At 61.9% G+C, this 26,207-nt stretch carries 28 protein-coding genes; 5 read left to right on the top strand and 23 right to left on the bottom strand.

Annotated elements, in window-relative coordinates; translation table 11 throughout:
* The first annotated feature begins 11 nt into the window (after positions 1 to 11).
* On the top strand, positions 12 to 851 hold the full coding sequence (gene panC / locus F2P46_RS07435; protein ID WP_166886888.1) for a pantoate--beta-alanine ligase: 840 nt from the start codon (positions 12 to 14) through the stop codon (positions 849 to 851).
* A gap of 195 nt (positions 852 to 1,046) precedes the next feature.
* Here panC and F2P46_RS07430 read toward each other — a convergent pair whose 3' ends face one another.
* The 22 genes from F2P46_RS07430 to flhD all read right to left on the bottom strand — a co-directional run bounded on the left by F2P46_RS07430 (position 1,047) and on the right by flhD (position 18,577).
* The gene (locus F2P46_RS07430) at positions 1,047 to 1,217 is read right to left on the bottom strand and encodes a DUF1963 domain-containing protein (protein WP_208296538.1); all 171 of its coding nucleotides are present in this window, start codon (positions 1,215 to 1,217) and stop codon (positions 1,047 to 1,049) included.
* A 78-nt stretch (positions 1,218 to 1,295) separates the two neighbouring features.
* Positions 1,296 to 1,964: a DUF1963 domain-containing protein gene (locus F2P46_RS07425; RefSeq protein ID WP_166886886.1), complete on the bottom strand. Its 669-nt coding sequence runs from the start codon at positions 1,962 to 1,964 to the stop codon at positions 1,296 to 1,298.
* Positions 1,965 to 2,088: 124 nt separating this feature from the next.
* Entirely contained in the window at positions 2,089 to 2,439 is a 351-nt protein-coding gene (locus F2P46_RS07420; RefSeq protein ID WP_166886883.1) for a hypothetical protein, read from the bottom strand.
* Positions 2,440 to 2,548: 109 nt separating this feature from the next.
* Positions 2,549 to 2,926: an energy transducer TonB gene (locus tag F2P46_RS07415; RefSeq protein ID WP_166886880.1), complete on the bottom strand. Its 378-nt coding sequence runs from the start codon at positions 2,924 to 2,926 to the stop codon at positions 2,549 to 2,551.
* Between the two features lie 229 nt (positions 2,927 to 3,155).
* Positions 3,156 to 3,461 carry a cyclic-phosphate processing receiver domain-containing protein gene (locus F2P46_RS07410; protein WP_166886877.1) on the bottom strand — a complete coding sequence of 102 codons (306 nt, stop codon included), beginning with the start codon at positions 3,459 to 3,461 and terminating at the stop codon, positions 3,156 to 3,158.
* 31 nt (positions 3,462 to 3,492) lie between these two features.
* Positions 3,493 to 3,954 (bottom strand): energy transducer TonB, encoded by a 462-nt coding sequence (locus F2P46_RS07405; RefSeq protein ID WP_166886874.1) that lies wholly within the window; start codon positions 3,952 to 3,954, stop codon positions 3,493 to 3,495.
* Positions 3,955 to 4,056: 102 nt separating this feature from the next.
* On the bottom strand, positions 4,057 to 5,265 hold the full coding sequence (locus F2P46_RS07400) for an EAL and HDOD domain-containing protein (RefSeq protein ID WP_166886871.1): 1,209 nt from the start codon (positions 5,263 to 5,265) through the stop codon (positions 4,057 to 4,059).
* 75 nt (positions 5,266 to 5,340) lie between these two features.
* Positions 5,341 to 5,994: a protein phosphatase CheZ gene (gene cheZ / locus F2P46_RS07395; RefSeq protein WP_166886869.1), complete on the bottom strand. Its 654-nt coding sequence runs from the start codon at positions 5,992 to 5,994 to the stop codon at positions 5,341 to 5,343.
* Positions 5,995 to 5,996: 2 nt separating this feature from the next.
* Complete coding sequence (cheY, locus tag F2P46_RS07390; protein ID WP_054267179.1) at positions 5,997 to 6,395, bottom strand: chemotaxis response regulator CheY; 399 nt, start codon at positions 6,393 to 6,395, stop codon at positions 5,997 to 5,999.
* A gap of 138 nt (positions 6,396 to 6,533) precedes the next feature.
* Complete coding sequence (locus tag F2P46_RS07385; protein ID WP_166886867.1) at positions 6,534 to 7,598, bottom strand: chemotaxis response regulator protein-glutamate methylesterase; 1,065 nt, start codon at positions 7,596 to 7,598, stop codon at positions 6,534 to 6,536.
* Positions 7,599 to 7,628: 30 nt separating this feature from the next.
* The gene (gene cheD, locus F2P46_RS07380) at positions 7,629 to 8,237 is read right to left on the bottom strand and encodes a chemoreceptor glutamine deamidase CheD (RefSeq protein WP_187362689.1); all 609 of its coding nucleotides are present in this window, start codon (positions 8,235 to 8,237) and stop codon (positions 7,629 to 7,631) included.
* Between the two features lie 29 nt (positions 8,238 to 8,266).
* Positions 8,267 to 9,112, bottom strand: a complete 846-nt coding sequence (locus tag F2P46_RS07375) for a CheR family methyltransferase (RefSeq protein ID WP_166886865.1) — start codon at positions 9,110 to 9,112, stop codon at positions 8,267 to 8,269.
* 53 nt (positions 9,113 to 9,165) lie between these two features.
* Complete coding sequence (locus tag F2P46_RS07370) at positions 9,166 to 10,869, bottom strand: methyl-accepting chemotaxis protein (protein WP_166886863.1); 1,704 nt, start codon at positions 10,867 to 10,869, stop codon at positions 9,166 to 9,168.
* 95 nt (positions 10,870 to 10,964) lie between these two features.
* On the bottom strand, positions 10,965 to 11,459 hold the full coding sequence (locus F2P46_RS07365) for a chemotaxis protein CheW (protein WP_166886972.1): 495 nt from the start codon (positions 11,457 to 11,459) through the stop codon (positions 10,965 to 10,967).
* A gap of 34 nt (positions 11,460 to 11,493) precedes the next feature.
* Complete coding sequence (gene cheA / locus F2P46_RS07360; protein ID WP_166886861.1) at positions 11,494 to 13,653, bottom strand: chemotaxis protein CheA; 2,160 nt, start codon at positions 13,651 to 13,653, stop codon at positions 11,494 to 11,496.
* A 55-nt stretch (positions 13,654 to 13,708) separates the two neighbouring features.
* Positions 13,709 to 14,074: a response regulator gene (locus F2P46_RS07355; RefSeq protein ID WP_054267173.1), complete on the bottom strand. Its 366-nt coding sequence runs from the start codon at positions 14,072 to 14,074 to the stop codon at positions 13,709 to 13,711.
* A gap of 59 nt (positions 14,075 to 14,133) precedes the next feature.
* Entirely contained in the window at positions 14,134 to 14,682 is a 549-nt protein-coding gene (locus F2P46_RS07350; RefSeq protein ID WP_166886859.1) for a chemotaxis protein, read from the bottom strand.
* Positions 14,683 to 14,710: 28 nt separating this feature from the next.
* Positions 14,711 to 15,679 carry a flagellar motor protein MotB gene (gene motB / locus F2P46_RS07345; RefSeq protein WP_166886857.1) on the bottom strand — a complete coding sequence of 323 codons (969 nt, stop codon included), beginning with the start codon at positions 15,677 to 15,679 and terminating at the stop codon, positions 14,711 to 14,713.
* A gap of 56 nt (positions 15,680 to 15,735) precedes the next feature.
* Positions 15,736 to 16,596, bottom strand: coding sequence for a flagellar motor stator protein MotA (gene motA / locus F2P46_RS07340; protein ID WP_166886856.1), 861 nt, complete (start codon positions 16,594 to 16,596; stop codon positions 15,736 to 15,738).
* Between the two features lie 185 nt (positions 16,597 to 16,781).
* Positions 16,782 to 17,594, bottom strand: a complete 813-nt coding sequence (locus F2P46_RS07335) for a class I SAM-dependent methyltransferase (RefSeq protein ID WP_166886854.1) — start codon at positions 17,592 to 17,594, stop codon at positions 16,782 to 16,784.
* Positions 17,591 to 18,205 (bottom strand): flagellar transcriptional regulator FlhC, encoded by a 615-nt coding sequence (gene flhC, locus F2P46_RS07330; protein ID WP_166886852.1) that lies wholly within the window; start codon positions 18,203 to 18,205, stop codon positions 17,591 to 17,593. Before flhC ends, F2P46_RS07335 begins: the two co-directional genes overlap by 4 nt.
* A gap of 54 nt (positions 18,206 to 18,259) precedes the next feature.
* Positions 18,260 to 18,577, bottom strand: coding sequence for a flagellar transcriptional regulator FlhD (gene flhD / locus F2P46_RS07325; RefSeq protein ID WP_166886849.1), 318 nt, complete (start codon positions 18,575 to 18,577; stop codon positions 18,260 to 18,262).
* 639 nt (positions 18,578 to 19,216) lie between these two features.
* Between flhD and kynU the strand changes: the two genes are divergently transcribed.
* The 4 genes from kynU to F2P46_RS07305 all read left to right on the top strand — a co-directional run bounded on the left by kynU (position 19,217) and on the right by F2P46_RS07305 (position 24,108).
* Complete coding sequence (gene kynU / locus F2P46_RS07320) at positions 19,217 to 20,455, top strand: kynureninase (protein WP_166886846.1); 1,239 nt, start codon at positions 19,217 to 19,219, stop codon at positions 20,453 to 20,455.
* Between the two features lie 9 nt (positions 20,456 to 20,464).
* Positions 20,465 to 21,307, top strand: coding sequence for a tryptophan 2,3-dioxygenase (kynA, locus tag F2P46_RS07315; RefSeq protein ID WP_166886842.1), 843 nt, complete (start codon positions 20,465 to 20,467; stop codon positions 21,305 to 21,307).
* Between the two features lie 304 nt (positions 21,308 to 21,611).
* On the top strand, positions 21,612 to 23,444 hold the full coding sequence (locus F2P46_RS07310; RefSeq protein ID WP_166886839.1) for a cellulase family glycosylhydrolase: 1,833 nt from the start codon (positions 21,612 to 21,614) through the stop codon (positions 23,442 to 23,444).
* A 118-nt stretch (positions 23,445 to 23,562) separates the two neighbouring features.
* Positions 23,563 to 24,108, top strand: coding sequence for an alpha/beta hydrolase (locus F2P46_RS07305; RefSeq protein WP_166886836.1), 546 nt, complete (start codon positions 23,563 to 23,565; stop codon positions 24,106 to 24,108).
* Between the two features lie 158 nt (positions 24,109 to 24,266).
* On the opposite strand, the gene htpG is transcribed toward F2P46_RS07305, so the two are convergent.
* Positions 24,267 to 26,186 carry a molecular chaperone HtpG gene (htpG, locus tag F2P46_RS07300; RefSeq protein WP_166886833.1) on the bottom strand — a complete coding sequence of 640 codons (1,920 nt, stop codon included), beginning with the start codon at positions 26,184 to 26,186 and terminating at the stop codon, positions 24,267 to 24,269.
* Positions 26,187 to 26,207 lie beyond the last annotated feature (21 nt).

Here is a 26,207-nt window from a genome sequence, read left to right as displayed (position 1 = left end):
AGGAAAGCCCCATGAAAATCATCTCTTCCGTTGAAGAACTGCGCGACCAGCTCAGCGGCCAGCTGCGCACGGCCTTCGTGCCGACAATGGGCAACCTGCACGAAGGGCATCTCTCGCTGATGCGCCTTGCGCGCAAGCATGGCGACCCGGTGGTGGCCTCGATCTTCGTGAACCGCCTGCAATTCGGGCCGAACGAAGACTTCGACAAATACCCGCGCACCTTCCAGGCGGATGTGGAAAAACTGGAAAAGGAAGGCGTCTACGTGCTGTTCGCGCCGACCGAAAAGGACTTGTACCCGGAGCCGCAGGAATTTCGCGTCAGCCCGCCGCAAGACCTCGGCAACACCCTGGAAGGGGAATTCCGCCCGGGGTTTTTCACCGGCGTGACCACCATCGTGCTGAAACTGTTTTCGTGCGTGCAACCGAAGGTGGCCGTCTTCGGCAAAAAGGATTACCAGCAGCTCATGATGGTGCGCAACATGAGTCGTCAATTCGCCTTACCGACGCAAATCATCGCCGCCGAGACCTGGCGGGCGGACGACGGCCTGGCGCTATCGTCGCGCAATATGTACCTGTCGGCAGCGGAGCGGGCCGAAGCGCCGGCGCTGTACCAGAGCCTCAATGCCGTGGCAAACGAAGTCCGATCGGGCCACCTGGACATCTTCCAGCTCGAACACAAAGCGATGGAAGAACTGGCGCGGCGCGGCTGGAAGCCGGACTACATCTCGATCCGCAAGCAAAACGACCTGCAACCGCCGAGTGCCGGCGACCTGGCGCAAGGCGCGCCGCTGGTCGTGCTGGCGGCGGCCAAGCTCGGCACCACCCGCCTGATCGACAACCTCGAAATCTGACCCCCAACCGGGGTCTGACCTCTGATTCGAAATTTTGTTAAATTTTCGTCACATTGAGGCAAGGCCGACGGCTATTGCTTGACTACACCAACGTTAGTCGACCGCCGCGTCACTTTGCCGCGACATTACTCCACCGGGGTCTGACCTCTGATTCGAAAGATTTCTTATCAGAGGTCAGACCCCGGTTGGGAGACACTATCCGGCATCGCAGCGCAGTTCACTGAAGTCGGCTTCCTTGAGCTTGTCTTTGTGAATGAACACCATCAGCTTGGCGCCGTCCTGCCAGCACCATTGCAGCGCCTCATGCGAGACGAGCGTCAACAGGCTTACCCAGTCCTTTTCTGGTGTCGGATCGTACGCTAGCAGCCTGTCGGACTTGGGATCGTCGGCTGCAAAAATACCTGGGACGGTCCATATTTCGCCGCTTTCTCGGCCAATAGCTCGCTATTGGCACTGCGAAATCGTCAAAATCTGGCCTCGCCCAGCTATTTTTTTCGCTTCGACTCCCCAAGTCCGACAGGCTGCTAGGGAATCGAACGATGGGTATCCAAGCAAGTAATCATCGGCGGCGAATGGCGACAAAGCGCTGAGCACGCGGTCCGCCTCCTCGCTGTACTGCTCGAACGGCCAGTCATTGCGCAGCTCGTAATGCCGGGGAATACTGATCCCCGCGTTGAAATCGAGTGCGACGCTGTGCTGGACCCGATCCCCGTCACCACCGATAAACTGCGCTAATTGCTCAGGATCGTCCCAATAATAGGCGACGACATAATCGGGATCTCCCCAAAAACATGCGCCATCCTCGTCTTCCGCATAAAACAAGCTCAACATGCCGGCGCCCGGCAACGCCGACGGCGAGCTAATGTCACCGAAGTTGACCTGCCCGAGGAACCGGTACTGGCCGACGGCGTGCGCCGGCCACGCGAAGCCGGCCGGCACCATCGGGACGCCACCGAACCTGCTCGCCGCCGGTGCTGGAGCGACACTTTCCAGCAGGCTGATCTCGATGCAGGGTTGCGCAATGTCACGCAGGTAGTCGAGGTGCGCTGTTAAAGGCGCAAGTTCCCCGGATACCGGGATCATGCTGGCAAGGGCGTCGATATTCGCAATCATCTTTCTTTGGAGCAAACCGACACCGGGGTCAGAGCTTTAACTCGAAACATTGTTAAATTGCCGCCATACTGACGCAAGGCCGGGGACCACTTGTCAGTTCTGTTAAGGACATCCGACAGTTTCGTCAGTACTTACCTTTGAATTTGCAGTTGCTCACGCCGCGCTTGCGCGATTTGCAGGGGACGACGCGCGCCGTGCCGTTGGCATCGCTGGCGATGTCCACCGCGAACAGGCGCCCGTCCACGCAGCGCGCGCTCCACCGCGCCGTGCCGTCCGCGTCACTCCCCTGGTAGATCGCGCGCTTGATGCCGATGCATCGGATGCCGGCTTGCTTGACCATCTCGCCCAACGCCGCCTGGCGCTTGCTTTGGGTCATCTTGGCGATGCTGAGGTGGACCGGATTGGCACAGGCCGCGCCGGACAGCGCAGCGATCAGGACGCCCGCAAACAAGCGTGATATCAGTTGTTTTTCCACAAAACTTCCTTCATACGTCGCCGGAGCGGCCGGCATACGTGTCAATTGCCTCGATACCCGCATCCATGTTGAGCACCAGCGTACCCGCGCACTGCGTCGGGTTGCCGCATCAAGTCAGCGTCCACCCGTATTGAACGTTCGTCCATGCCCCGACCGCCTTCCCGTCTCCAATGGCAGGTTTGAAGCGGCAGAGAGAAAGCGCCTTCACCGCTGTCATATCGCGCAAAGCATGTCCGCTTGATTTGACGGTCCTGGAATCGACGACATTGCCATCGACAGTGATGAGGAACGATATCGTGACATTCCCCTGATGCTTGGCGCGTAGCGAGGAAAGTGGATATGCCGCCGCATCCGCAGCCTGTGCCGCGCCAATTGGAAGGCCGGACTGATCAGCGCGATCCCATGCATGCGCATGGCCCGACAAGCTCCCCAAGGCGCCGGCGAGAACAATCAGGCGCCCCAAGTCCGCAAAAGACAGTCGTGTCATATGGTAGCCGCAGGAGAGAAATGCAGATTCAGTTTAATTGCTCTAATTATATCTTTTGGAAAGTAACATCGGGCAAAATAATCAGCGGACAACTCAATGATGTCGAGCAGGTTTGCCATCGACAGGCCGGGCGGACGGTCGTGCAAGGAAGCATGCCGGAGAGGAACGGGGATCGATCAGAACGCCTGTGGCCAAGCGCGAAATACGCATTTTTCCCACAAAACTTGCTTCACGCGTCCCCGTGCCGGCCGGCATAAGCGTCGATTGCGCCGATACCCGCCTCCATCTTGATGCGTGCCGAGGCGTTGGCCGAATGCACCCGCATCAACGGCGGCTGAAAACCCGCCGTCATGACCTTTTCTTCGATCCACAACACGACGTCGTAACCCGTGCCGCGCGCGTCATCGCCCAGATCATGGTCCAGGCTGATGTGCGTTACCGTCCCGGCCGCCAACAAGGCAATGGCCTCGTCCGGCCAGTACACGCGCACCCAGCCGTCGGGCGTGGCGCGCTCATCGTCCAGATAGACCTTCATGCACCCTCCGCCTCGGGCATTGTCACTGCCATCAAGACAACGCAAAATGGTAGGACGTGCCGATCCACACCTTCACCGGCACGCCTTGCAGCGTGGCAGGCCCAAACCAGCACTTGAGCAGCGCGCGGATGGCAGCCTGGTCCAAGGCAGCGAATCCACTCGACTTCATGACTCTTGCGTCGATCACCTGGCCCGTTTCCGCAATCAGAAACGACGCCTTGACCACGCCTTCTTCGTTGTTGCGCAATGAACTCTTCGGATACTCAGGCCCGGCGCAATGTTGGAACGGTGACCAGTTCTGCACAACCGGAAGCTGCGGCTGATCGGGAGCGACACGCCATACAGGCAGCTTGCCGCTTGCCGGCGCGACCGCTTTCTCCGCCTCCCAGCCGGTCGCCTCCTGCCCCTGCGCAACGGCACACCAGGCCAGCAAAGCCGCGAGCAGCACAGGGCGTGCGAGCCGGGCCGGAAATAACGATGTTGTGGTATTCATGCGTGTGCTTTAGCGATAAAACCGGGGTCCGAGTTGCAATCAGGAATTTTTCTGATTACAACTCCGACCCCGGTGGAGAGAGGGAGAAAGCCAGTGACGGGCTCAGGTGGTCAGGTTCTGGGCCCAGGCCAGTGCCGACAGGTGGGCCTTGTTGACGTCCACCGGCGCAATGTTGATCGACTTGGCCAGCGAGGCCACCAGCTGCGAGTTGAGCTCGCACGCTTCGGCCAGCGCCAGGTACGGTCCGTACGCGCCGCCACGGGTGAGCAAAGCGCGCACCACTTCATCGGGCAGCTGGATGGTCTCGAGGACTTCTTTCATCGATAAACCGAGCAGGCGATCGAGCAAGGAGAACATGCCGGCCATGAACAGGTTTTCGCTCTCGCTACGTGGCAAGCCTTTGTTGCCGAGCAGTTCGGTCAGGCGGCCGCGCACCACGGCCGTTTCCATCAGCACCGGCGAATAGCCGCTGGTGCTGGCCGTGGCCAGCAACAGGGTCAGCCAGCGGTACATCGGCGAATAGCCGAGCATGGTGATGGCCTGGCGCAAGGATTGAATCTCGCGCCCGACCCCGAAACCAGCCGAGTTGATGAAACGCAGCAGCTTGTACGAGAGTGCCGGATCGCGCTTGAGCACGCTTTCGATCTTGGGAATGTCTTCGTTCTTTTGCACCATCTGCATCAGTTGCAGGATGATGGTCTGGGCCGGGTTCATGCCCTTGACCGGAATTCCGGGACGCGGGGTCAGGTGCAGCTTGCCGACAAAGGCGTCCAGGCCGAGCGCGGCGCAGGCGTCGAAGTCGGCCCAGGTGGTGACCGGACGGCCGACCATGCGCACCGACGATTGCTTGGCGGCGGCGTAGGTGCGGGCCTGGGCCGCCACGTCGGCGCCCGAAAAGCGCACTTCGATGTAGGAGGCACTCATGCCGAGGTTCTTGCCCAGGTGGGCCAGGTCGCCGTCGCGCACCGAGATGCCGACGCCGCCGGCGCGCAAGCCTTGTACCGCCGCCAGGGTGTCGGGGTCGGCCAGGTCGGACGCCTTCATGGTCAGCACGGTGCGCTCGGGCGGCATGGCGAACAGGGCGTCGGTCGAGAGCATGTCCGGGACCGCGTCGAGGAACAGGATCTTGTCCTTGAGCAGCCAGCCGTGCTCTTCGTCGTTGACGTTCTCGGCGACGAAGCCGATCAGGGCTTCGAGCTCCTCGTCGGTGACGGCTTGCCCTTCATGGTGCTGCCAGGATAATTCATAACCGATCACGCGCTGCTTGGGATCGAGCAGGGGTTCGCGGACGATAAAGTTTGATTCGTGCATTGTATGGGTCGTTTAGGTGATGCCATGCGAAAGCGGGGCAATGCGCCCCGCCGCAAGCTGAAATTCTCAGCCCGCTTAAAAGCCCAGACTGTCCAGCAGATCGTCGACCTGGCCCTGGTTCGAGACCACGTCGTGCCGGGTCGGGTCGATCTGCGGGCCATTGAGCAGCCCGTTGTCGTATTCGCGCTTGACCTCGGCCGGCGCAAAATCGACCAGCATCTGCACCAGTTGCTGTTCCAGGTTGCGGGTAATGGTGGTCACCTTGGTGATCACTTGCCCGGTCAGGTCCTGGAAATCCTGGGCCATCATGATGTCCATCAGGTAGCCCTTGGTGGCGCTGCTGGCTGTGCGCGCCTGGCTCATGGCCGCCACGCTGCGCTCGGCCAGCGCGCGCCATTCGGCGTCGCTGGTGGCGGGCGCGTCGAGCAGCGCTTGCCACGAGGCGCCCAGGGCGCTCGCGCCGCTGTCGATCTGGTCCTGCAGCGGGCCGGCCGCTTCGGTTGCGGTGAGCACCTTTTGCGCAGCCTGTTCCGACAGGCGCGCGACATAGTCGAGGCGGTCGCGCGCGTCAGGAATGTCGCTGGCCGCTTTTTCGATCAGCTTGTCCAGGCCCAGGCCGCGCAGGCTGTCGTGCAGCGCGCGCGTCATGTGTCCGATCCGGCTGAGGAACTCGTCGTGCAGGCCCGGCTCTTCCGACGGGCCTGCGCCTGCGCTGAGGTGCTCGCTCATGGTCACGCTCCGCTTTTTTCGAGCTTCTCGAAAATCTTGTTCAGCTTTTCATCGAGCGTGGCCGCCGTGAACGGCTTGACCACGTAGCCGTTCGCGCCCGCCTGGGCGGCAGCGATGATGTTCTCTTTTTTTGCCTCGGCCGTGACCATCAGCACCGGCAGCTTGGCCAGCGCCGGGTCGGCGCGGATGTTCTGCAGCATGGTCAGGCCATCCATGTTCGGCATGTTCCAGTCCGAGACCACGAAGTCGAATGTTTCGCTACGCAGCTTGGCCAGCGCCATGACGCCGTCTTCCGCCTCGTCGACGTTGGCATAACCCAGTTCTTTCAACAGATTACGCACAATGCGACGCATCGTGGAGAAATCGTCAACAACTAAAAAACGCATCTTTGGATCGGCCATTAAATTACTCCGTTGATTCTCTTACTATGGTTATTGACAGACTTCCCCTACTGCGGAAGCAGACTAAAGGATAGCAGTTTTGTTGCTGTGAAGCGAATAAACGAGCAGCAAAAAGACAGTAATTCGGCTCAAATCGGATCAAACGCGCAACGCACGGCTGCCATGCGTTGCCAGATAGCCAAGGACCATGCCCGGCAGCGCGTTCAAGGGGCCCACTTCGTGGGTTCCGCCCATCGCGATCGCTTCGCGCGGCATGCCGAAAACCACGCACGAGGCCTCGTCCTGGGCGAAGTTGTAGGCGCCCGCCGTTTTCATTTCGAGCATGCCGGCCGCGCCGTCCTTGCCCATGCCGGTCAAAATCACGCCGACCGCGTTCTTGCCGGCCGCCTGGGCCGCCGAGCGAAACAGCACGTCGACCGAGGGCCGGTGCCGGTTGACCGGGTCGGTCTGCTCGATGCGGGTGACGTAGTTGGCGCCCGAGCGCGCCAGCAGCAGGTGCGAGTGGCCGGGGGCGATGTAGGCGTGCCCGGGCAGCACGCGTTCGTCGCCGGCCGCTTCGCGCACGCTGATCTTGCACAGGGTGTCGAGGCGGCGCGCGAACGAGGTGGTGAACCCTTCCGGCATATGCTGGGCGATCAGGATGCCGGGGCAGTCGGACGGCATCTGCATCAGGAATTCGCGGATCGCTTCGGTGCCGCCGGTGGAGGCGCCGATGATGATCAGCTTTTCCGACGAGGTGAGCGGATTGCGCAAGGCCGGCAGCGCGCCGCTCGCCTTTTCGGCGGTGACGGTGCGCGGCTTGATGCGCGCCTTGGAGGCCGCGCGGATTTTGTCCGAGATCAGTTCCGTGTATTCGCGCATGCCGCTCTGGATCGAGATCTTCGGCTTGGTCACGAAATCGACCGCGCCCAGTTCCAGCGCGCGCATCGTGATTTCGGAGCCGCGCTCGGTCAGCGAAGACACCATCACCACCGGCATCGGTCGCAGGCGCATGAGTTTTTCGAGGAAGTCGAGGCCGTCCATCTTGGGCATCTCGACGTCGAGCGTGAGCACGTCCGGGTTGGTCTGCTTGATCAGCTCACGCGCCACCAGCGGATCGGGCGCCACGCCCACCACTTCCATGTCGGGCTGGCTCGAGATAATCTCGCTCATGACGCTGCGGATCAGTGCCGAGTCGTCCACGATCAGTACTTTGATCTTCATATAGTGCTTTCAGTATGTCGGTCAGGACGGTCAGAACAGGTCGATCTCGCCGCCGACCGGCTGCACCTTGAGGCGGCTGGCGTAATCGAGTTCGCGCCGCGCCAGGGTATCGTTATGGGTTTGCATCAGCTTCTTGACCAGCACCTTGCCGGTGCGCGGGAAGAAGTACACCTTGCGCGGCCAGATATCGTTCAGGTCTTCGGCCACCACGCGCATTTTTTCGGTCTTGAGGAAACTCATCACAAACGCCGCATTGCGCTCGCCGACGTTGATCGCGGTAAAACCGCGCAGCACCGCGCCGCCGCCGAACACTTTCGCTTCCATGTTCTCGCGCCGCGCGCCGGCCTTGAGCAGGTCGTTGATCAGCACCTCCATCGCGTACGTCCCGTAGCGCATCGAGGCCGAGATCGGGCTGTTCGGATCACTGCCGCCGTCCGGCAGCATGAAGTGGTTCATGCCGCCCAAGCCGGTGACCTTGTCGCGGATGCAGGCCGACACGCAGGAACCGAGCACCGTCACGATCAACATGTCCTTGGGCGTGTAGTAGTACTCGCCCGGCAGGATCTTGGCCGCGTCGCAGTCGAAAGTGCGGTCGTAATACACGTTGGTTGCGAATTGTTCTTTGATTTCGATAGCCATGTTCAATTCTCAGTTCGGTGCGGGTCGCATCAAGGCCGGCGACCATCGAGTTCGTACACGGTTTTGCCACGCAGTTTGAGCGACTCCGACACGTACAGAAAATTTTCGGAGTGGCCGGCAAACAGCAGTGCGTCGGGCTTCATCAAGGGCACGAAGCGCGACAGGATCTTGCGCTGGGTCGCCTTGTCGAAGTAGATCATCACGTTACGGCAAAAAATGACATCGAACGGGCCTTTCAGCGGCCAGCCGTCGCCCAGCAAATTGAGCTGCTTGAAGGTGATCAGCTGGCGCAGTTCGGGGCGCACCCGCACCATGCCTTCCTGCTCGCCCTTGCCGCGCAAGAAAAAGCGCCTGGCCCGTTCGGGCTCCATTTTTTCGATGCGGTCGATTCCGTACACCCCTTGCGCACCGGTGGCCAGCACATTGGTGTCGATATCGGTAGCGATGATCTGCACCGGCGGCGTGAGCGTGTTGAACGCTTCGCACACGGTCATGGCGATCGAATACGGCTCTTCGCCGGTCGACGCCGCCGAGCACCAGATCTGGATCGGATGGTCGCGCAGCTTCTTTACATGCTCGGCCAGCAGCGGGAAGTGGTGCGCTTCGCGGAAAAACGAGGTCAGGTTGGTGGTCAGGGCATTGGTGAACGACTCCCACTCCTCGCCCAGGCGCCCCGCTTCCAGGTCGTCCAGGTAGCGCCCGAACGACACAATGCCGGTGGCGCGCAGGCGCCGCGCCAGGCGGCTGTAGACCATTTCCTGCTTGCTGTCGGCCAGCGAAATGCCGGCGCGCTGGTAAATCAGCGCGCGCACGCGCTCAAAATCACTTTTGGTGAAGTTGAATTCCTTGACGGTGTCGATTTTCGTTTGCGTCACTGCTTCACCCTGTTTTCATGTTCACTGCGCGTGCTGCCAAGTGGCCGGACCGTTCAAAACTCTTCCCAGTCGTCGCCCGGCGTCGCGGCGGCCAGCTTGCGCGGCTTGGCCGCTTGCGCCGGACGCGCCACCGTCGCTACCGCGCGCGAGACCGGCCTGGCGGGCGCCGGGGCCGCGCGCAGCGGCGCCGCCGTCGCGGTCTTGCGATCGTCGCCACTGAGCTTGAAGATGCTCACGGCGGCGGCCAGCAACTGGGCCTGTTCCTGCATGCTCTCGGCGGCGGCGGCGGCTTCCTCGACCAGGGCCGCGTTCTGCTGCGTCATTTCGTCCATCTGGGTGATGGCCTGGTTGACTTCTTCGATGCCGTTGCTCTGTTCCTGGGTCGCCGCGGTGATCTCGCCCATGATGTCGGCCACCTGCTTGATCGAGGTCACGATCAGGTCCATGGTCTGCCCCGCTTCGTCCACCAGCTTGCTGCCGGCATCGACCTTGTCGACCGAATCGCCGATCAGCGCCTTGATTTCCTTGGCCGCACCGGCCGAGCGCTGCGCCAGGTTGCGCACTTCGGACGCCACCACCGCGAAACCGCGCCCCTGTTCGCCGGCGCGCGCCGCTTCCACCGCGGCGTTGAGCGCCAGGATATTGGTCTGGAACGCGATGCCGTCGATGACGCCGATGATGTCGACGATCTTGCGCGAGCTTTCCTTGATCGAGCCCATGGTGTCGACCACCTGCGACACCACGGCGCCGCCCTTGACCGCGACCGACGACGCCGACACGGCCAGCTGGTTGGCCTGGCGCGCATTGTCGGCATTTTGCTTGACGGTGGAGGTCAGTTCTTCCATCGAACTGGCGGTTTCTTCGAGCGAGCTCGCTTGCGACTCGGTGCGCGAGGACAGGTCGGCGTTACCGGAAGCGATTTCCTGCGAAGCGACCGTGATCATCTCGGTCCCGGAGCGCACATCGCCCACGGTTTTCGACAGGCTGTCGTTCATGTCCTTGAGCGCCTTCAGCAGTTCGCTCGTTTCATCCTTGCCCGCGACCCGGATTTCGGAAGTCAGTTCGCCGGCGGCGACCTTCTTGGCCACGGAGACGGCGCCCAGCAAGGGCAAGGTGATCGAACGGGTGGTGACCAGTGCGCACACCACGCCCAGCGCCACGGCCAGCGCGCACACCACGAACATGATCATGCCCACGCGCTGGTCGGCTTCCACCGATTTTTTCAGGAAGTCGTCGGCTTCGACCTGCTGCTTGTCGACCAGTTTGTTCAATACTTCCAGGGTCTTCTGGCTCAGCGGGTCGATGCGCGTGGCGATCACCTTGGCCGCGCCCTCGCTGTTAAACGCCAGCACCTGGCCGATGGCTTCCTTGAAGGCGGCGTCGACTTCCTTGTCGAGCGCAGCCACATCGGCCAGCAGCTTGGTTTCGGCTTCATCCAGGCCGGTGGCCTGCAGGCGCGTGCGCGCCTCTTCATAGCGCTTGCTCTGGACCTTGACCTTGTCCTGTTCCTTCTGCATCAGCGCAACGTCGGACTGCAGGCCGATATTGCGCATGGCGATGCCGGTTTCCAGCATCGAGCTCTTCATGCTGGCCGCATGCAGGTTCTGGGCGCTGGAACTGGCCAGGCCCGTCATCAGGCTGTTCTTGTTGCGCGAGTTAAGCACACTCGCCATCAACGCCATCGCGACCAGGATCAGCAAAATACTGCCGAATCCGAACGCCAGGCGCGTACCAATTTTATAATCGCGCAGATTCATGTTTTCTCTCCTCGATACGTCGTACGGATAGGGACGGCGGCTTCTGGCGAACCGCTCGCTCCGGCGTTGCTGTCAATGCGTCAATGGCCGTCGTCTTATGCGGCCAGTTTTTCGATCAGGCCCATTTCGCCCGACGACATCAGCTTGTCGATGTCGATCAGGATCAGCATGCGCTGGTCCACGGTGCCCAGGCCGACCAGGTAGTCGGAGCCGAAGGCGGTGCCCATTTCCGGGGCCGGCTTGATCTGCTCGGGGGTGAGCGTGGTCACGTCGGAGACGCTGTCGACCACCACGCCCATGATGCGGCCACCGATGTTGAGGATGATGACGACCGTGAACTGGTCATACACCGGGGTGCCGAGGTTGAACTTGATGCGCATGTCCACCACCGGGATGATGATGCCGCGCAGGTTGATCACGCCCTTGATGAAGTCGGGCGCGTTGGCGATGCGGGTGACCGCTTCGTAGCCGCGGATTTCCTGCACTTTCAGGATGTCGATCCCGTATTCTTCCGAGCCGAGCGTGAAGGCCAGAAATTCGCTGCCTGCGCCATCTTTGGCTTCGCCGTTCTTGGAGGAGGTTGAGGTCATGGACATGATAAATTCCTATCTGGTTTGGTGTACGTTAAGAGAAGATGGCGTCGTCGGCCAGCTGGCGCGAGGAGCGCATCAGGGCCGTGACGTCGAGGATCAGCGACACGCCGCCATCGCCAAGGATGGTGGCGCCGGAAATCCCGGTCACCTTGCGGTAATTCGATTCGAGGTTCTTGACCACGACCTGCTGCTGGCCGACCAGGTCGTCGACGAACAGGCCGGCCTTGCGCCCGTCCGACTCGAGGATCACGACGATGCCTTCGCACGGGTTGGTAAAGCGCGGCGTGATGTCGAACATCTGGTGCAGCGGAATCAGGGGCAGGTATTCGCCGCGCACCTTGATCACCGGGCCGCGGCCCGAGATTTCCTTGATGTCTTCCGGGGACGGTTGCAGCGATTCGACCACGAAGCCGAGCGGCAGGATATACACTTCCTCGCCGCAGCGGATCGACATGCCGTCCAAAATGGCCAGGGTCAGCGGCAGCGAAATCGAGATCGTGGTGCCGAAGCCTTTGGCCGAGCGGATGTCGACCGAGCCGCCCATGGCCATGATGTTGCGCTTGACGACATCCATGCCCACGCCGCGTCCGGACACGTCGGTCACCGTTTCGGCGGTCGAGAAGCCCGGCGCGAAAATGAGCTGCCATACTTCGCCGTCGGTCATGCTCTCGCCCACCGGCAGCCCGTTCTGGGCCGCCTTGGCCAGGATCCGTTCGCGGTTCAGGCCACCGCCGTCGTCGGACACTTCGATCACGATATTGCCGCCCTGGTGGCCGGCCGAGAGGAACAGCCGCCCCGCTTCGGTCTTGCCGGCGGCGGCGCGCGCTTCCGGCATTTCGATGCCGTGGTCGATACTGTTGCGCACCAGGTGGGTGAGCGGATCGACGATGCGTTCGATCAGGCCCTTGTCCAATTCGGTGGCGGCGCCATGGGTGATGAAATCGACCTTCTTGCCCAGTTTCGCGGCCAGGTCGCGCACCATGCGCGGAAAGCGCGAGAACACGAAATCCATCGGCATCATGCGGATCGACATGACCGCTTCCTGCAGGTCGCGCGTGTTGCGCGTGAGCTGGCTGACGCTGTTCAAGAGCCGTTCGTGCAGCATCGGGTCGAGCGCGTCGCTGCGCTGCTCGATCATGGCCTGGGTGATCACCAGTTCGCCGATCAGGTTGATCAACTGGTCGACCTTTTCGATCGAAACGCGGATCGACGACGATTCGGCGGCGGCGTGCTTGTCGTCTTTTTTGACGACGGCTTTTTTCTCGGCCGGCTCGCCGATCTCGAGCGGCTCGGCGCGCGCGCCCGGCGGCGCGGCGGCCGCCGCGCTGTTACCGGTGGGAGCGACAATGCCGGCCGTGGCGCGGATATGTTCGATCGGCTGGAAAAAGCCGTAACCGCGTTCCTCGTCGGTCTGGACCTGGGTGGGGGCGTCGATCGGGTCGAAAAAGCCGTAACCCATGTCGTCTTCGATCTTGGCCCGTTCGCGGTCTTCGATGATCTGCTGCTCGGGCGTGAGCGCCGGCGCTTCGAAAATTTTCAGGTCGTCGGGGTTGAGCACGAACGAGCAGATCGCAATGATGTCGTCCAACGACTCGTGCGTGGTGACGGTGATCGCATGCCGGTCGTCCGGCAGCGGCATGACCGACACGCGCCCGAGCAGGCCCAGTTCGGCCGTGAGCGCATTCACATCGCGTTGCTCCACATGCGGCATCTCGATGCGAAAGCGCCGCCCGCCGGTGCTCACGTTGGCCTTGATCGAACTCTGGATGAACGAGGGCGCCGGCGGCGCGGCCACCGGCACCACATCCTGCGAGAGCTCCTGCAGCATCATGCGCACATTGGCCACGGCATCCTGGTCGACGTGGGCGCCGTTGCGATGGCCGTCGAGCTGCATCTTGAGGATGTCCTTGGCCGCGAGGAAGGCGTCGACGTGTTCGGCGGTGAGCGCCATTTCGCCTTTGCGGATGCGGTCGAGCAGCGACTCCAGGAAATGGGTCACTTCGGTCATGTCGTTCAGGCCGAACGTCGACGAACCGCCCTTGATCGAGTGGGCGGTGCGGAAAATGGCGTTCAGGTCTTCCGGATCCGGCGACGCGATGTCGACGGCCAGCAGCAGACGCTCTTTTTCGGCCAGCAGTTCTTCGGCTTCATCGAAGAAGACCTGGAAAAACTGGCTTATGTCGATGGTCATGGTCAGACTCCGTGAATTTCGCGATGCATCATGGCGCGTGCTCCCACCCGGTTCATCAACCGATGACTTTTTTGACGACTTCGATCAGGCGCTGCGGGTCGAACGGCTTGACCAGCCAGCCATTGGCGCCGGCGGCACGTCCCTTGGTCTTCATTTCGTCGGACGATTCGGTGGTCAGCATCAGGATCGGCACCTTCTGGTACGCGGGCAGGCCGCGCAGCAGTTTGATCAGGGACAGGCCGTCCATGCGCGGCATGTTCTGGTCGGTCAGCACCAGGTCGACCGTTTGCTGCTTGGCTTTTTCGAGCCCGTCCTGGCCGTCGACCGCTTCCACCACGAGGTAGCCCGCGGCCTTGAGACTGAATGCCACCATCTGGCGCAGCGAACTGGAATCGTCGACTGCGAGTATTGTTTTAGCCATTTTTGCTCCTGCTTTTTTTGAATCGGGGGCACTGCGCCCATAATCATCGAGAGTGAACCTTAGAACAGTTCTATGTCGCCACTTTCCAGATGCTGCTGATTGACTGCTTTTCTTAGTACACTGCGTAATTCGAGCGACTGGATCGCCAGCGCCATGCTGACCTTGCCGAGCAGTTCGACGATTTCTTCGCTGCCCGTCTCGGGCACGATGTCGGCGCCGTGCGCACCCAGGGTGCCGAGGAACTCGCGCAGGCCGGTCACCCGTTTCAGGGTGCGGTCGATCAACTGGCTCGTCATGTCCTGGAACTGCATGCTGGTGATCGCCGTGTTCACGTGCGCGCCGATCTCGCCCGACATGGCGCCCAGGCGCGCGCTGTCTTCCGGGCTCGGCGTGCCGCCGGCCAGCAGCAGGTTGATGGTATCCTGCTGCGCCCCGACGGCGGTATGAATGGCCATGAAACTGCTGGTGAGCTTGTCGATGGCTTCCTCCAGCAGCAAATGGGTCTGGAGCAGATCGGTCTCGACTTCCGTCAGGTGCTTCTTGCCGTGATCCGACACGCCCGACAGCAAGCGCTTCACGTGCGAGCCCAGTATTTTCTTTCTTGTCATTCGCCCTCTCCCGTAACTTCCCTGGCCATCATGGCGCCGCCTTCGTTACTGCCGGTGCTGCTGCCGGCGCCTGTCCCGCCGCCGGCGTAGCGACGCCCGGCGTGGCGACGCCCGACTGCTCCGGCACCTCCATCGAGGCGCCGTCGCGCATGACCGCTTCTTCCGTGCGCTTGTTCATGACGATGATGCTGATGCGCCGGTTCGCCGCGGAAAACGGATCCTGGCGGTCCAGCGGCGCCGCTGCGGCCAGTCCCACCACGCGCAGGATCTTGGCGTCGCTCATGCCGCCGATGACCAGTTCGCGCCGCGACGCATTCGCGCGGTCGGCCGACAATTCCCAGTTGCTGTAACCGGTGTCACTCATGTACGGGGTCGAATCGGTGTGGCCCGACAGGCCGATCCGGTTCGGCACTTCATTCAAGACGATCCCGATCACGTGCAGGATGTCGCGCGTGTACGGCTGCAGTTCGGCCTTGGCCAGGTTGAACATCGGCCGGTTCAATTCGTCCACGATCTGGATGCGCAAGCCTTCGCTGGTGATATCGAGCAGCAGCTGGTTCTTGTATTTTTTCAGCAGCGGATTGGCCTCGATGGTCGCTTCCAGCTTGGCCTTGAGTGTCTTGAGGCGGTCCGCCTCGGCCGCTTCCAGCGCCGCCTTGGCCGCCTTCAGGTCATACGTTTTCTTGTCCGGGTTTTCGCCGCGCTTGACCTGGCCGGTGCGGCGCGACAAATCCTGGCCGCCGCCCTGCAGGATCGAGGAACTGTCGCCGCTGCCCGAGCCGCCCGCCAGCGCCACCTTCAGCGGGGTCTGGAAAAATTCGGAAATGCCGTTCAAGTCACCCTTGCTGGTCGAACCCAGGAGCCACATCAGCAGGAAAAAAGCCATCATCGCCGTCACGAAGTCGGCGTAGGCGATCTTCCAGGCGCCGCCGTGGTGGCCGCCGGCGGTCTTCTTGATGCGCTTGACGATAATCGGCCGCAGGCCTTCATCGGACATATGCGCTCCGTCTGGTCGGCATCATGCAAGGGGCTAAGTGGCTGGGCATGATGGGCTTATTTGGTCTTCGATTTCTTGATGTGGTCTTCCAGCTCGGCGAAGGTCGGTCGCTCGGTCGAGTACAGCACCTTGCGCCCGAATTCAACCGCCAGCGCTGGCGCGTAGCCGTTCAAGCTTGCCAGCAGGGTCACTTTCACGCACTGGAACATCTTGGTCGACTCTTCCAGCTTCTGTTCGAGCAGGCTGGCCAGCGGGCCGACGAAGCCGTACGCCAGCAAAATCCCGAGGAAGGTGCCGACCAGCGCCTTGGCGATCAGGATGCCCAGTTCGGCCGGCGGAATGCCGACCGACTCCATCGTGTGCACCACGCCCATCACCGCCGCCACGATGCCGAACGCCGGCAAGCCATCGCCCAGCTTGGCGATGCAATGGGCCGGAACCGCGCCTTCGTGGTGGTGCGTTTCAATTTCGTTATCCATCAGATTTTCAATCTGGAAGGCGTCCATATTTCCCGATACCATCAAACGCAGATAATCGGTCATGAATTCGACAATATGGTGGTCGGCCAGCACGCCGGGATATTTGGAAAACACCGGGCTTTGTTCCGGGTTTTCGATATCGCCTTCAATCGACATCAAGCCTTCCTTGCGCACTTTGGAAAGGACGTCGAACAGCAGCGACATCATCTCCATGTACAGGTCCTTGGTATAGCGCGAGCCCTTGAACAGGCCGGGAACGGCCTTGAGCGTGGCCTTGATCGATTTGCTGTTATTGCCGACAAAAAAAGCGCCAAAAGCCGCACCGCCGATCATCACCAGTTCGAGCGGCTGGAACAGCGACGCCAGGTGGCCGCCACTGGCGGCAAAGCCGCCGAAGACGGAACCGCAAACGATGATGTATCCGAGTATGACTAACAAGTGCGCTGACTCCCAGGTTGGAAAGAGCTCGGGCAGCGCCCGACGTTTTAAAGAAAACAACGCCAATATATGAATGGCAATGAATGCTGTCGTTTCTTTAAATTGCTCGATTCATTTAATTTACATACGGAACTACAATAGCGTGAGACGGCCCGAGCGGCAAGGAAAACCCTGCCGTCTGTCTCCTAAAAGTGCCATCCGTAGAGAGGCGCGCCACGCCCTGTAGGCATAAGAATAATATCCGGCGTTTTTTCCGTTATCAGAAACTCATAACTGAGCAAAATGCTACCGGGACGCATCTCTTTTGAGGCCTTGTTCCATAAAGCACTCATTGGCGCCGGCGACAGATAAGCGAACACCGCGTCGTAGTTACTTAAATCAAGATTGTCGTAATCGCCACGTACAAAACGCGCGCGACTTGCGGTAAGCCGGGCGCGCAAAAAGCTCAGCAGCCAGGGCAGGGGCGCCAGTTCGATGCCCACAAAATCCGACTCCGGCCGGCGCCGCGCCATCTCCATCGTAAAACCGCCCAGGCCGCTGCCGATATCGATCACCAGCAAGGGTTTGTCTTTGGGCAGCAGCTTGTCGACTTCATTCCAGACCCACTTGCCGGAGGGGTAGTACGGCACCTGGGTGCGGAAGGTGGACCAGTACAGCGCCAGCAGGAACAGGAACACGCCCAGGAACAGCAGCGGAGGCATGTCGAGGCTGAGCGCGCCGGTCAAGGCCAGCGGAAACACCAGCGCGATCCCGAGCCACCACACGGCCAGGCCGCGCAGGCGCGTCATGGCGCAGGCGACGATGCCCTGCACCAGGGCGAGATCGGCATACGCCAAGGCGGCGCCGCTGCGCGCCAGCAGGAACACGATGAGCAAGGTCAGCGGAAAAGCCAGGCATTGCAGCAGCAGCGCCTGCACCGCGGGGGCACGCCAGATGCGGCGAAGGGCAAGGCTTGCGCCCTGCCCTTCGGAGGATGTGCGGGAAGGTTTGCCGGTCACGCGTTCAGCAGCGCCGTCGCGGCGGCGTGCGCGTCCCTGGCCGCTTTGGCGTCCCTGGCGTCGCTCGCATCCTTGGCGTCTTTGGCATCCTTGACCTTCCTGGTCTTGCCGGCGCGCGAAGGCATGTTGCACAGGCCGCACTGATACCCGTGGTTCAGGTCGAGGCAATCGACCACGAACTTGCCCTGGCACTTGTCGCACGGGGCCATGGCCAGCATTTTGCTCTGGAAGAAGCGCACCAGGGTCCACGCGCGGGTGAGCGAGAGCAGCGCTTCGACGCCGGGCTCGGGCGGCATTTGTTCGAGGTACAGCTTGTAGGCCTTCATGACCGCTTCGATACCGGTGGCGCCGGCATGCTCGACCAGGAATTTATGGATATTGATGAACAGCGAAGCGTGGATATTCGGCTGCCAGGTGAGGAACCAGTCGGTCGAGAAAGGCAGCATGCCCTTCGGCGGCGAGACGCCCTTGAGTTCCTTGTACAGCTTGAGCAAGCGTTCGCGCGAGAGCGACACTTCGGTCTCGAGCAACTGCAAGCGGGCGCCCAGGTTGATCAGCTCCATGGCCAGGCCGATTTCCTGGGCTTCCGATACGACGCTTTTCTTGGCCATGAGCTCTCCCGAGGTTGCTGTTGTTGGCCGCGACTGCGACAAACCAGGCAACGCTTAAACGATTTCTTCGACTGCCTGGCCGGCCATCAGGATGGCGGCGTGGGACTGGGCGAGGACGCGGTCTTTGCTATTGCTGGTCAACATCGACAGAATAGCACCATCGTCGAAGCGGAAGCGCGCCAGCATCATATTGCCGCCAGCCAACTTCAGGATCTGGGAATTGCTCATGTTTTCGATCAGTTCAGCGATGTCCGCCGAAATCCCGAGACGGAAGATCGCGGTCACTTTGTCGGCGCGAATCATCTGCTGGGCGAGCATCAGGTAGCTCAGGTTCGCATCACGAATTTCAGCCATCATGTCGTTCGCAGTCATTTTCCGTCTCCTTCAATCCGTTGAAATCTGGCGCTGTGTTCGTATTGCCAGTGAGATAGATTCTGACTGTACAGCAACAATACGAGAATAGGCGCGCGCCTGTATTTTGGGTGAGGTACAGATGAGGCAAGTCCGTAGGTGTTCGTCCTACGAACCCTGCCGGATCATGGTCGCGCCCCTATGAAAACGGGGCGGAGAAGCTGATTGTGGGGCGCTGTGTAACTGACCCGTCGACGCGGTTTTTCTGTCGTCTTGTACCGGTTACGTCAAACTTTTGGAGAACTTGAGGGTTTTTTCAAAATAAATTCAAAAAAACTGAAAACAGTTTGAAAGTTCCGCGTGTCTGACTCGGTAACGGCGGGTGGACGGGGAACTTGAGGGGAAGTTGAAAAATATTTTCACGCTCAGTGCTCAGGTCGTTTCCGTAACGCCCCTGTCGTTCTCGCAGCCAGCTCGTCGTTCCCGCGAAGGCGGGAATCCAAGTACGTGCCGACGCCACTAGCGGATCAATCAACTTGGGTTCCCGCCTTCGCGGGAACGACGGGGCGGGGGCCATTCCCGCCTCCCGCCTCAATTTTCTTGCTACACTGCCGCATTGGCTCAAATTACATGAAGCCTAAAGTATTTCTAAGGTGAACGATGAACCGTAACGACTGCCTTGCCCTCGACGCCGGCGACGCCCTCGCCCCCTTGCGCCAGCAATTCGACCTGCCCGATGGCCTGATCTACCTCGACGGCAACTCGCTGGGCGCCCGCCCGCGCGCCGCCCTCGCCCGCGCGCAAGACGTCATCGCCCGCGAATGGGGCCGCGACCTGATCACCAGCTGGAACACGGCCGGCTGGTTCGACCTTCCCAAGCGCCTCGGCGACCGCCTCGCCCCGCTGATCGGCGCGGCGGCCGGCGAGGTCGTCGTCAACGACACCACCTCGCTCAACCTGTTCAAGGCGCTCGCCGCGGCCCTGCACATGCAGTCGGGCTCGCCCGGGCGCAAGCTCATCGTCACCGAACGCAGCAACTTCCCCACCGACCTGTACATGGCCCAAGGCCTGACCGGCTGGCTCGACCGCGGCTACGAGGTGCGCCTGGTCGACTCGGTCGAGGAGCTTGCCGGCGCTGTCGGGCAAGACTGCGCGGTCGTCATGCTCACCCACGTGAATTACCGCACCGGCTACCAGCACGACATGGCCGCCATGAGCCGCCACGCGCACGAACAGGGCGCGCTGATCCTGTGGGACCTGGCCCACTCGGCCGGCGCCGTGCCGCTCGAGCTGCAACGCGACGGCGCCGACCTGGCCGTCGGCTGTACATATAAGTACCTCAACGGCGGCCCCGGCGCGCCGGCCTTTATCTGGGTGCCCGAGCGCCACCAGGCGGCCTTCACCCAGCCGCTGTCGGGCTGGTGGAGCCACGCCCGGCCGTTCGCCATGGCGCCCGAATTCGAGCCGACCGCCGGCATCGGACGCGCGCTGTGCGGCACCCAGCCGATCGTCTCGCTGTCCCTGGTCGAATGCGGGCTCGAGATCTTCGAACAAACCGACATGCACGCCATCCGCGCCAAGTCGCTGGCCCTGACCGACTTGTTCATCGCCCTGGTCGAACAACGGTGCGCCAGCCATCCGCTGGGCCTTGCCACCCCGCGCGAGCATGCGCGGCGCGGCAGCCAGGTCAGTTTTACCCACCCGCACGGCTACGCGGTGATGCAAGCCCTGATCGCGCGCGGCGTCATTGGCGACTACCGCGAGCCGGCCATCATGCGCTTCGGCTTTACGCCGCTGTACACCAGCTTTGCCGACGTCTGGGACGCGGTCGAGATCCTGCGCCAGATCCTCGATGACCGAGCCTACGATATTGCCGCCAGCCGCGGCGCCGTTACCTGAAAGCGAATTATGTCCGATGAAGCAAAATGCCCGGCCCAATGGCACGGCGCCAAGATGGATTTCAGCGAAGCGATGAGCTACGGCGACTACCTGGGACTCGACCAGATCCTGGGCGCCCAGCATCCACGCTCGCCCAACCACAATGAAATGCTGTTCATCGTGCAGCACCAGACCAGCGAATTGTGGCTCAAGCTGATGCTGCACGAATTGCACGCGGTGCGCGCCAACCTGCGCGCCGGGGAACTGGCGCCGGCCTTCAAGATGCTGGCCCGGGTGGCGCGCATCATGGACCAGTTGGTGCACGCCTGGGACGTGCTGGCGACCATGACGCCGACCGAATACACCGCCATCCGCCCGTTCCTGGGCGCGTCGTCGGGCTTTCAGTCGCACCAGTACCGCGAACTCGAATTCCTGCTCGGGAACAAGAACGCGGCGCTGTTGAATGTGCACGACACCGCGCCGGCGGCGCACGCGGTGCTCGATCGCGAACTGCGCGCGCCCTCGGTCTACGACGAAGCGGTGATGCTGCTCGCGCGCAGCGGCTTTGCCATCGCGCCCGAACGCCTGAACGCCGACTGGACCCTGCCGACCCGCGCCGACGACTCGGTCAAGGCGGCCTGGCTGACCGTATACCAGGACCCGTCGCAGCACTGGGCCTTGTACGAACTGGCCGAAAAGCTGGTGGACATGGAGACCGCCTTTCGCTTCTGGCGCTTCCGCCACGTGACGACGGTCGAACGCATCATCGGTTTCAAAACCGGCACCGGCGGCACGGCCGGCGTGAGCTACCTGCGCAAGATGCTCGATGTAGTGCTGTTTCCGGAGTTGTTCTCGCTGCGCACGGCCCTGTAAGCGGTACAAGAGCCTGGAAGGTTCGCGCTGCGCCGGGCGACGACTTCATGATCAGCCAGCCGGTATCCTGAATACTTGCAGCAAGTCAGTGTTTCTTCCACGCCGCACGGCGGAAAGGTTTCCATTGACTTGGACGGGAGCATGATGTCAAATGTTCCACAGTCACCTGAAAACGATTTCAAAACTATTCGGGGACGACAGGCGCCAAGGTGCGCCGCACGCAGAACCGAGATGGCAGCAAGCCCGATCCCGCCACTGGCCCGTCGCCCCTCGCTCACCGACATCGACTCAGGAGACAATAGCGATGAGCATGACCCTCAGCAATGCAGCAGTATTGCGCCCAACCTTCCGCCCGACTTTCCACCTCCCCTTCACGCGCCTGGCCGCCGTGCTGGCGCTGTCGCTGTGCGCCGGCGCCGCGCTGGCCGATGTGGCGGCGCTGTCGGTGGCCGGCAACCAGGTGCTGGTCGGCGGCAAGCCGGGCAGCATCAGCGGCAGCAGCATGTACTGGTCCAACAACGGCTGGCCCGGCGCGCGCTTCTACAACGCCGGCGCGGTCGGCTGGCTCAAGGAAGACTGGAAGGCCAAGCTGGTGCGCGCCGCCATGGGCGTGGAAGAAGACGGCGGCTACATCCAGTTCCCGGCCGATAACAAGGCGCGCGTCAAGGCGGTGGTGGACGCCGCCATCGCCAAGGACATGTACGTCATCATCGACTGGCACTCGCACTACGCCTTCCGCCATCAAAACGAAGCGATCGCCTTCTTCCAGGAGATGGCGCGCACCTACGGCAACCACAAGCACGTCATCTACGAGATCTACAACGAACCGAAGGACGACGTCACCTGGGACGCCAACGTCAAGCCGTACGCGCAGGCGGTGATCGCGGCGATCCGGGCGATCGATCCCGACAACCTGATCATCGTCGGCTCGCCGCACTGGTCGCAGGATGTCGACATCGCCTCGCGCAATCCGATCACGGGCCACAGCAACATAGCCTACACCCTGCACTTCTACGCCGGCACCCACACCCAATACCTGCGCGACAAGGCCACCACCGCCATGAACAACGGCCTGGCCCTGTTCGTGACCGAATGGGGTTCGGTCAACGCGGACGGCAACGGCGGCGTGAACTACCCCGAAACCAACGCCTGGATCGACTTCATGAAGAAGCACAACATCAGCAACGCCAACTGGGCGCTGGATGATGCCAGAGAAGGCTCGGCCAGCCTGGTGCCGGGAGCCAGCTCCAACGGTGGCTGGGCCAACTGGGACCTGACCGAATCGGGCAAGCAGGCGCGCGAGACGGTGCGCAACTGGCCATCGACGCCGGATGCCGGCTGCGCCACCGCCAGCGTGCCATCGACCATCCAGGCCGAAGCCTGGTGCCAGATGAGCGGCGTGCAGCTGGAAGCGACCAGCGACGCCGGCGGCGGCCAGAACGTCGGCTACATCGACAGCGGCGACTGGATGAACTACACGGTCGACGTGCCGTCCGCCGGGCTGTACACGGTGTCGTACCGCGTAGCGAGCGCCAGTGGCGGCGGCAGCATCAGCCTGGAACGGGCCGGCGGCAGCCCGGTGTTCGGCACCAAAGCGGTGGGCGCGACCGGCGGCTGGCAAAACTGGAGCACCATCTCGCACGACGTGCAGCTCCCGGCCGGCAAGCAGTCGATCGGGATCGCGGCCAAGACCGGCGGCTTTAACCTGAACTGGATCGGCATCGCCGCCGCCGGATCGGGCGGGCAGATCGCGCTGATCCAGGCCGAAGACCATGCCAGCATGAGCGGCGTGGAGTCGGAACCGACCACCGACGCCGGCGGCGGCAGGAACGCCAGCCATATCGATACCGGCGACTGGATGTCGTACACCAACGCACCCGTGCTCATTCCCGAAACCGGCGCCTACACGATCGAATTCCGGGTGGCCAGTCCGGGCGGCGGCGAGCTCAGTTTCGAGGAAGCCGGCGGCAAGCCGAACTACGCCACGGTAGCGGTGCCGGCCACGGGCGGCTGGCAGAACTGGGCCTCGGTGAACCGGACCGTGACCTTGTCGGCCGGCAGCCATTCGTTCGGCGTGTATGCGAAACAGGGCGGCTGGAACCTGAACTGGATCAAGGTGAGCAAGGGCGCGCGATAACGCCCCCTGTGCCGCGGCCGGGCGCGCTGTTCATGCCAGTGCGCCCGGCCGCGTGCACAACCGCTGGCGCCTTTAGTCGTACAATCGTTGTAATCGAACCAACGACAGCGGAGGGGTAATGGATTGCGATGTACTGACATTGGCGGGGATCTGGAATTCGGGGCCGTCGCACTGGCAAACGCACTGGGAACGGCGCAACCCGAAGTGGAAGCGGGTCGCGCACCGCGACTGGAACAATCCCGATTGTCACGAATGGGTCGATGAACTCGATGCGGCCATTGCGATGAGCGAAGGGCCGCCGATCCTGGTGGCGCACAGCATGGCGTGCGGCCTGGTGGCGCACTGGGCGCGTTCGGAATCAAAGCTCGGTATCAGCGGGGCCTTCCTGGTGGCGCCGGCCGATGCCGATGCCCACTCGTTTCCGTCCGAGGCGGTGGGGTTTGCGCCGGTGCAGCTGCAAAAGCTGCCGTTTCCGAGCATTGTGGTGGCCAGCACCAACGATCCTTACGTGTCGATCGAACGCGCACGCGCGTTTGCCCAGGCGTGGGGCAGCCGCTTCGTCGAGATTGGCGACGCGGGGCATATCAATGGGGAGAGCGGGTACGGCGACTGGCCGGAGGGGGAGAAGCTGTTGGGGGAGCTGTGCAAGCAGGTGTCGGGGTAACATGCCAACGTAATTTGACAATTCACGTTACCCTCAAAACCGTCGTTCCCGCGCAGGCGGGAACCCAATTTCGTGCCGCAGTTGCAGGCGGCTCCAAAAAACTTGGGTTCCCGCCTGCGCGGGAACGACGGTCTTGAAGATAGCGGTACTAACGGAGCTTACTTCGCGCCGGCGAGCAGCATCTCGTTCAGGCGCTTGACGAACGTCGCCGGATCGCTCAGCGAACCGCCTTCAGCCAGCAGCGCCTGGTCGAACAAGATGTGCGCCCAGTCGCCGAACTGGGTGCTCGCCGCGTCTTCATTCTTCAAACGCGTCACCAGCGGGTGATTCGGGTTGATCTCCAAAATCGGCTTCGACTCCGGCGCACTCTGCCCGGCCGCCTTCAACATGCGCAGCAGGTTGCCCGACAGCTCATTTTCATCGGCCACCAGGCAGGCTGGCGAATCGGTCAGGCGGAACGTCACGCGCACGTCCTTGGCCTTCTCGCCCAGCGCCGCCTTCATGCGCTCGACCAGGTCCTTGTAGGAGGTTTCGGTTTCTTCGTGTTCCTTCTTCTCGGCTTCATCTTCCAGGCCGCCCAGATCAAGGCCACCCTTGGCCACCGACACCAGTTCCTTGCCTTCGAACTCGGTCAGGAACGACAGCATCCATTCATCGACGCGGTCGGTCATCAACAGCACTTCCACGCCCTTCTTGCGGAAGATTTCGAGGTGCGGGCTGTTCTTGGCAGCGGTGTAATTGTCGCCGGTGACGTAGTAGACCTTCTCCTGGCCTTCCTTCATGCGCCCGATGTAATCGGCCAGCGAGGTCGTCTGGTCGGCGTTCTCGTTGGCGGTCGAGGCGAAACGCAGCAACTTGGCGATGCGTTCGAGGTTGCCGGAATCTTCGCCGATGCCTTCCTTGAGAACCTGGCCGAATTCCTTCCAGAAGGTGGTGTACTTGTCCTTCTTTTCCTGCTCCTCGGCGTTGGCCAATTCTTCGAGCATGCCCAGCACGCGCTTGGTCGAACCTTCGCGGATCACCTTCACATCGCGCGATTCCTGCAGGATCTCGCGCGACACGTTCAGCGGCAGGTCGTTCGAATCGATCACGCCCTTGATGAAGCGCAGGTAGGCCGGCATCAGCTGCTCGGCATCGTCCATGATGAACACGCGCTTGACGTACAGCTTGATGCCGCCGCGCTTGTTGCGGTCCCACAGGTCGAACGGGGCGTGGCCCGGCACGTACAGCAATTGCGTGTATTCGCTGCGGCCCTCGACCCGGTTATGGGTGTGGGCCAGCGGCGCCTGGAAGTCGTGCGAGACGTGCTTGTAGAATTCCTCGTACTGCTCGGGCGTGATGTCGTTCTTGTTGCGGGCCCACAGCGCGCTGGCCTGGTTGACCGTCTCGGTTTCATCCTTGAGGACTGTCTCGCTTTTCTCGGCGTCCCACTCGTCCTTTTGCATCACGATCGGCAGCGAGATGTGGTCCGAGTACTTGCGGATGATCGATTTCAGCTTCCAGCTCGACAGCAGCTCGTCCTCGCCTTCGCGCAGGTGCAGGATGATGTCGGTGCCGCGCGCGGTCTTCTCGATCGCTTCGACGCTGTAATCGCCCTCGCCCGCCGACTCCCAGCGCACGCCTTCGGATGCTTCGGCGCCGGCGCGGCGGGTTTCGACCGTGATCTTGTCGGCCACGATGAAGCCCGAGTAGAAGCCCACGCCGAACTGGCCGATCAGGGCCGCGTCGGCCTGCTGGTCGCCGGACAGTTTGCCGAAGAATTCCTTGGTGCCCGACTTGGCGATGGTGCCCAGGTGCGAAATGACTTCGTCGCGGCTCATGCCGATGCCGTTGTCGGAAATGGTGACCGTGCGCGCTTCCTTGTTAAAGGCGACGCGGATTTTCAGTTCTGGGTCGTTACCGTATAAAGCGTCGTTATTGATCGCCTCGAAGCGCAGCTTGTCGGACGCGTCGGACGCGTTCGAAATGAGCTCGCGCAGGAAGATCTCCTTGTTCGAGTACAGGGAGTGGATCATCAGTTGCAGCAACTGTTTTACTTCTGCTTGAAAACCAAGGGTTTCTTTTTCGGCAACAGCCATTTTTAGTCCTCGTGTAAGACG

Source organism: Massilia sp. CCM 8734 (assembly GCF_011682155.1).
Classification (GTDB): domain Bacteria; phylum Pseudomonadota; class Gammaproteobacteria; order Burkholderiales; family Burkholderiaceae_D; genus Telluria_A; species Telluria_A rubra.
Note: the sequence above shows the minus strand (reverse complement) of the source record. Positions and strands in the feature narration are given on the sequence as shown.

Bases quoted from the DNA above. Each gene is read 5' to 3' on its own strand.
- cheY (WP_054267179.1), bottom strand. From the start codon at position 6,395: ATGGCCGATCCAAAGATGCGTTTTTTAGTTGTTGACGATTTCTCCACG.
- cheA (WP_166886861.1), bottom strand. From the start codon at position 13,653: ATGACCATCGACATAAGCCAGTTTTTCCAGGTCTTCTTCGATGAAGCC.
- F2P46_RS07425 (WP_166886886.1), bottom strand. From the start codon at position 1,964: ATGATTGCGAATATCGACGCCCTTGCCAGCATGATCCCGGTATCCGGG.
- F2P46_RS07400 (WP_166886871.1), bottom strand. From the start codon at position 5,265: ATGCACGAATCAAACTTTATCGTCCGCGAACCCCTGCTCGATCCCAAG.
- cheZ (WP_166886869.1), bottom strand. From the start codon at position 5,994: ATGAGCGAGCACCTCAGCGCAGGCGCAGGCCCGTCGGAAGAGCCGGGC.
- F2P46_RS07405 (WP_166886874.1), bottom strand. From the start codon at position 3,954: ATGAATACCACAACATCGTTATTTCCGGCCCGGCTCGCACGCCCTGTG.
- panC (WP_166886888.1), top strand. From the start codon at position 12: ATGAAAATCATCTCTTCCGTTGAAGAACTGCGCGACCAGCTCAGCGGC.
- F2P46_RS07415 (WP_166886880.1), bottom strand. From the start codon at position 2,926: ATGACACGACTGTCTTTTGCGGACTTGGGGCGCCTGATTGTTCTCGCC.
- htpG (WP_166886833.1), bottom strand. From the start codon at position 26,186: ATGGCTGTTGCCGAAAAAGAAACCCTTGGTTTTCAAGCAGAAGTAAAA.
- flhC (WP_166886852.1), bottom strand. From the start codon at position 18,205: ATGGCCAAGAAAAGCGTCGTATCGGAAGCCCAGGAAATCGGCCTGGCC.
- cheD (WP_187362689.1), bottom strand. From the start codon at position 8,237: ATGGCTATCGAAATCAAAGAACAATTCGCAACCAACGTGTATTACGAC.
- F2P46_RS07305 (WP_166886836.1), top strand. From the start codon at position 23,563: ATGGATTGCGATGTACTGACATTGGCGGGGATCTGGAATTCGGGGCCG.
- motB (WP_166886857.1), bottom strand. From the start codon at position 15,679: ATGTCCGATGAAGGCCTGCGGCCGATTATCGTCAAGCGCATCAAGAAG.
- F2P46_RS07350 (WP_166886859.1), bottom strand. From the start codon at position 14,682: ATGACAAGAAAGAAAATACTGGGCTCGCACGTGAAGCGCTTGCTGTCG.
- F2P46_RS07310 (WP_166886839.1), top strand. From the start codon at position 21,612: ATGAGCATGACCCTCAGCAATGCAGCAGTATTGCGCCCAACCTTCCGC.
- kynU (WP_166886846.1), top strand. From the start codon at position 19,217: ATGAACCGTAACGACTGCCTTGCCCTCGACGCCGGCGACGCCCTCGCC.
- F2P46_RS07410 (WP_166886877.1), bottom strand. From the start codon at position 3,461: ATGAAGGTCTATCTGGACGATGAGCGCGCCACGCCCGACGGCTGGGTG.
- flhD (WP_166886849.1), bottom strand. From the start codon at position 18,577: ATGACTGCGAACGACATGATGGCTGAAATTCGTGATGCGAACCTGAGC.
- F2P46_RS07365 (WP_166886972.1), bottom strand. From the start codon at position 11,459: ATGACCTCAACCTCCTCCAAGAACGGCGAAGCCAAAGATGGCGCAGGC.
- F2P46_RS07355 (WP_054267173.1), bottom strand. From the start codon at position 14,074: ATGGCTAAAACAATACTCGCAGTCGACGATTCCAGTTCGCTGCGCCAG.
- kynA (WP_166886842.1), top strand. From the start codon at position 20,465: ATGTCCGATGAAGCAAAATGCCCGGCCCAATGGCACGGCGCCAAGATG.
- F2P46_RS07370 (WP_166886863.1), bottom strand. From the start codon at position 10,869: ATGAATCTGCGCGATTATAAAATTGGTACGCGCCTGGCGTTCGGATTC.
- F2P46_RS07385 (WP_166886867.1), bottom strand. From the start codon at position 7,598: ATGAAGATCAAAGTACTGATCGTGGACGACTCGGCACTGATCCGCAGC.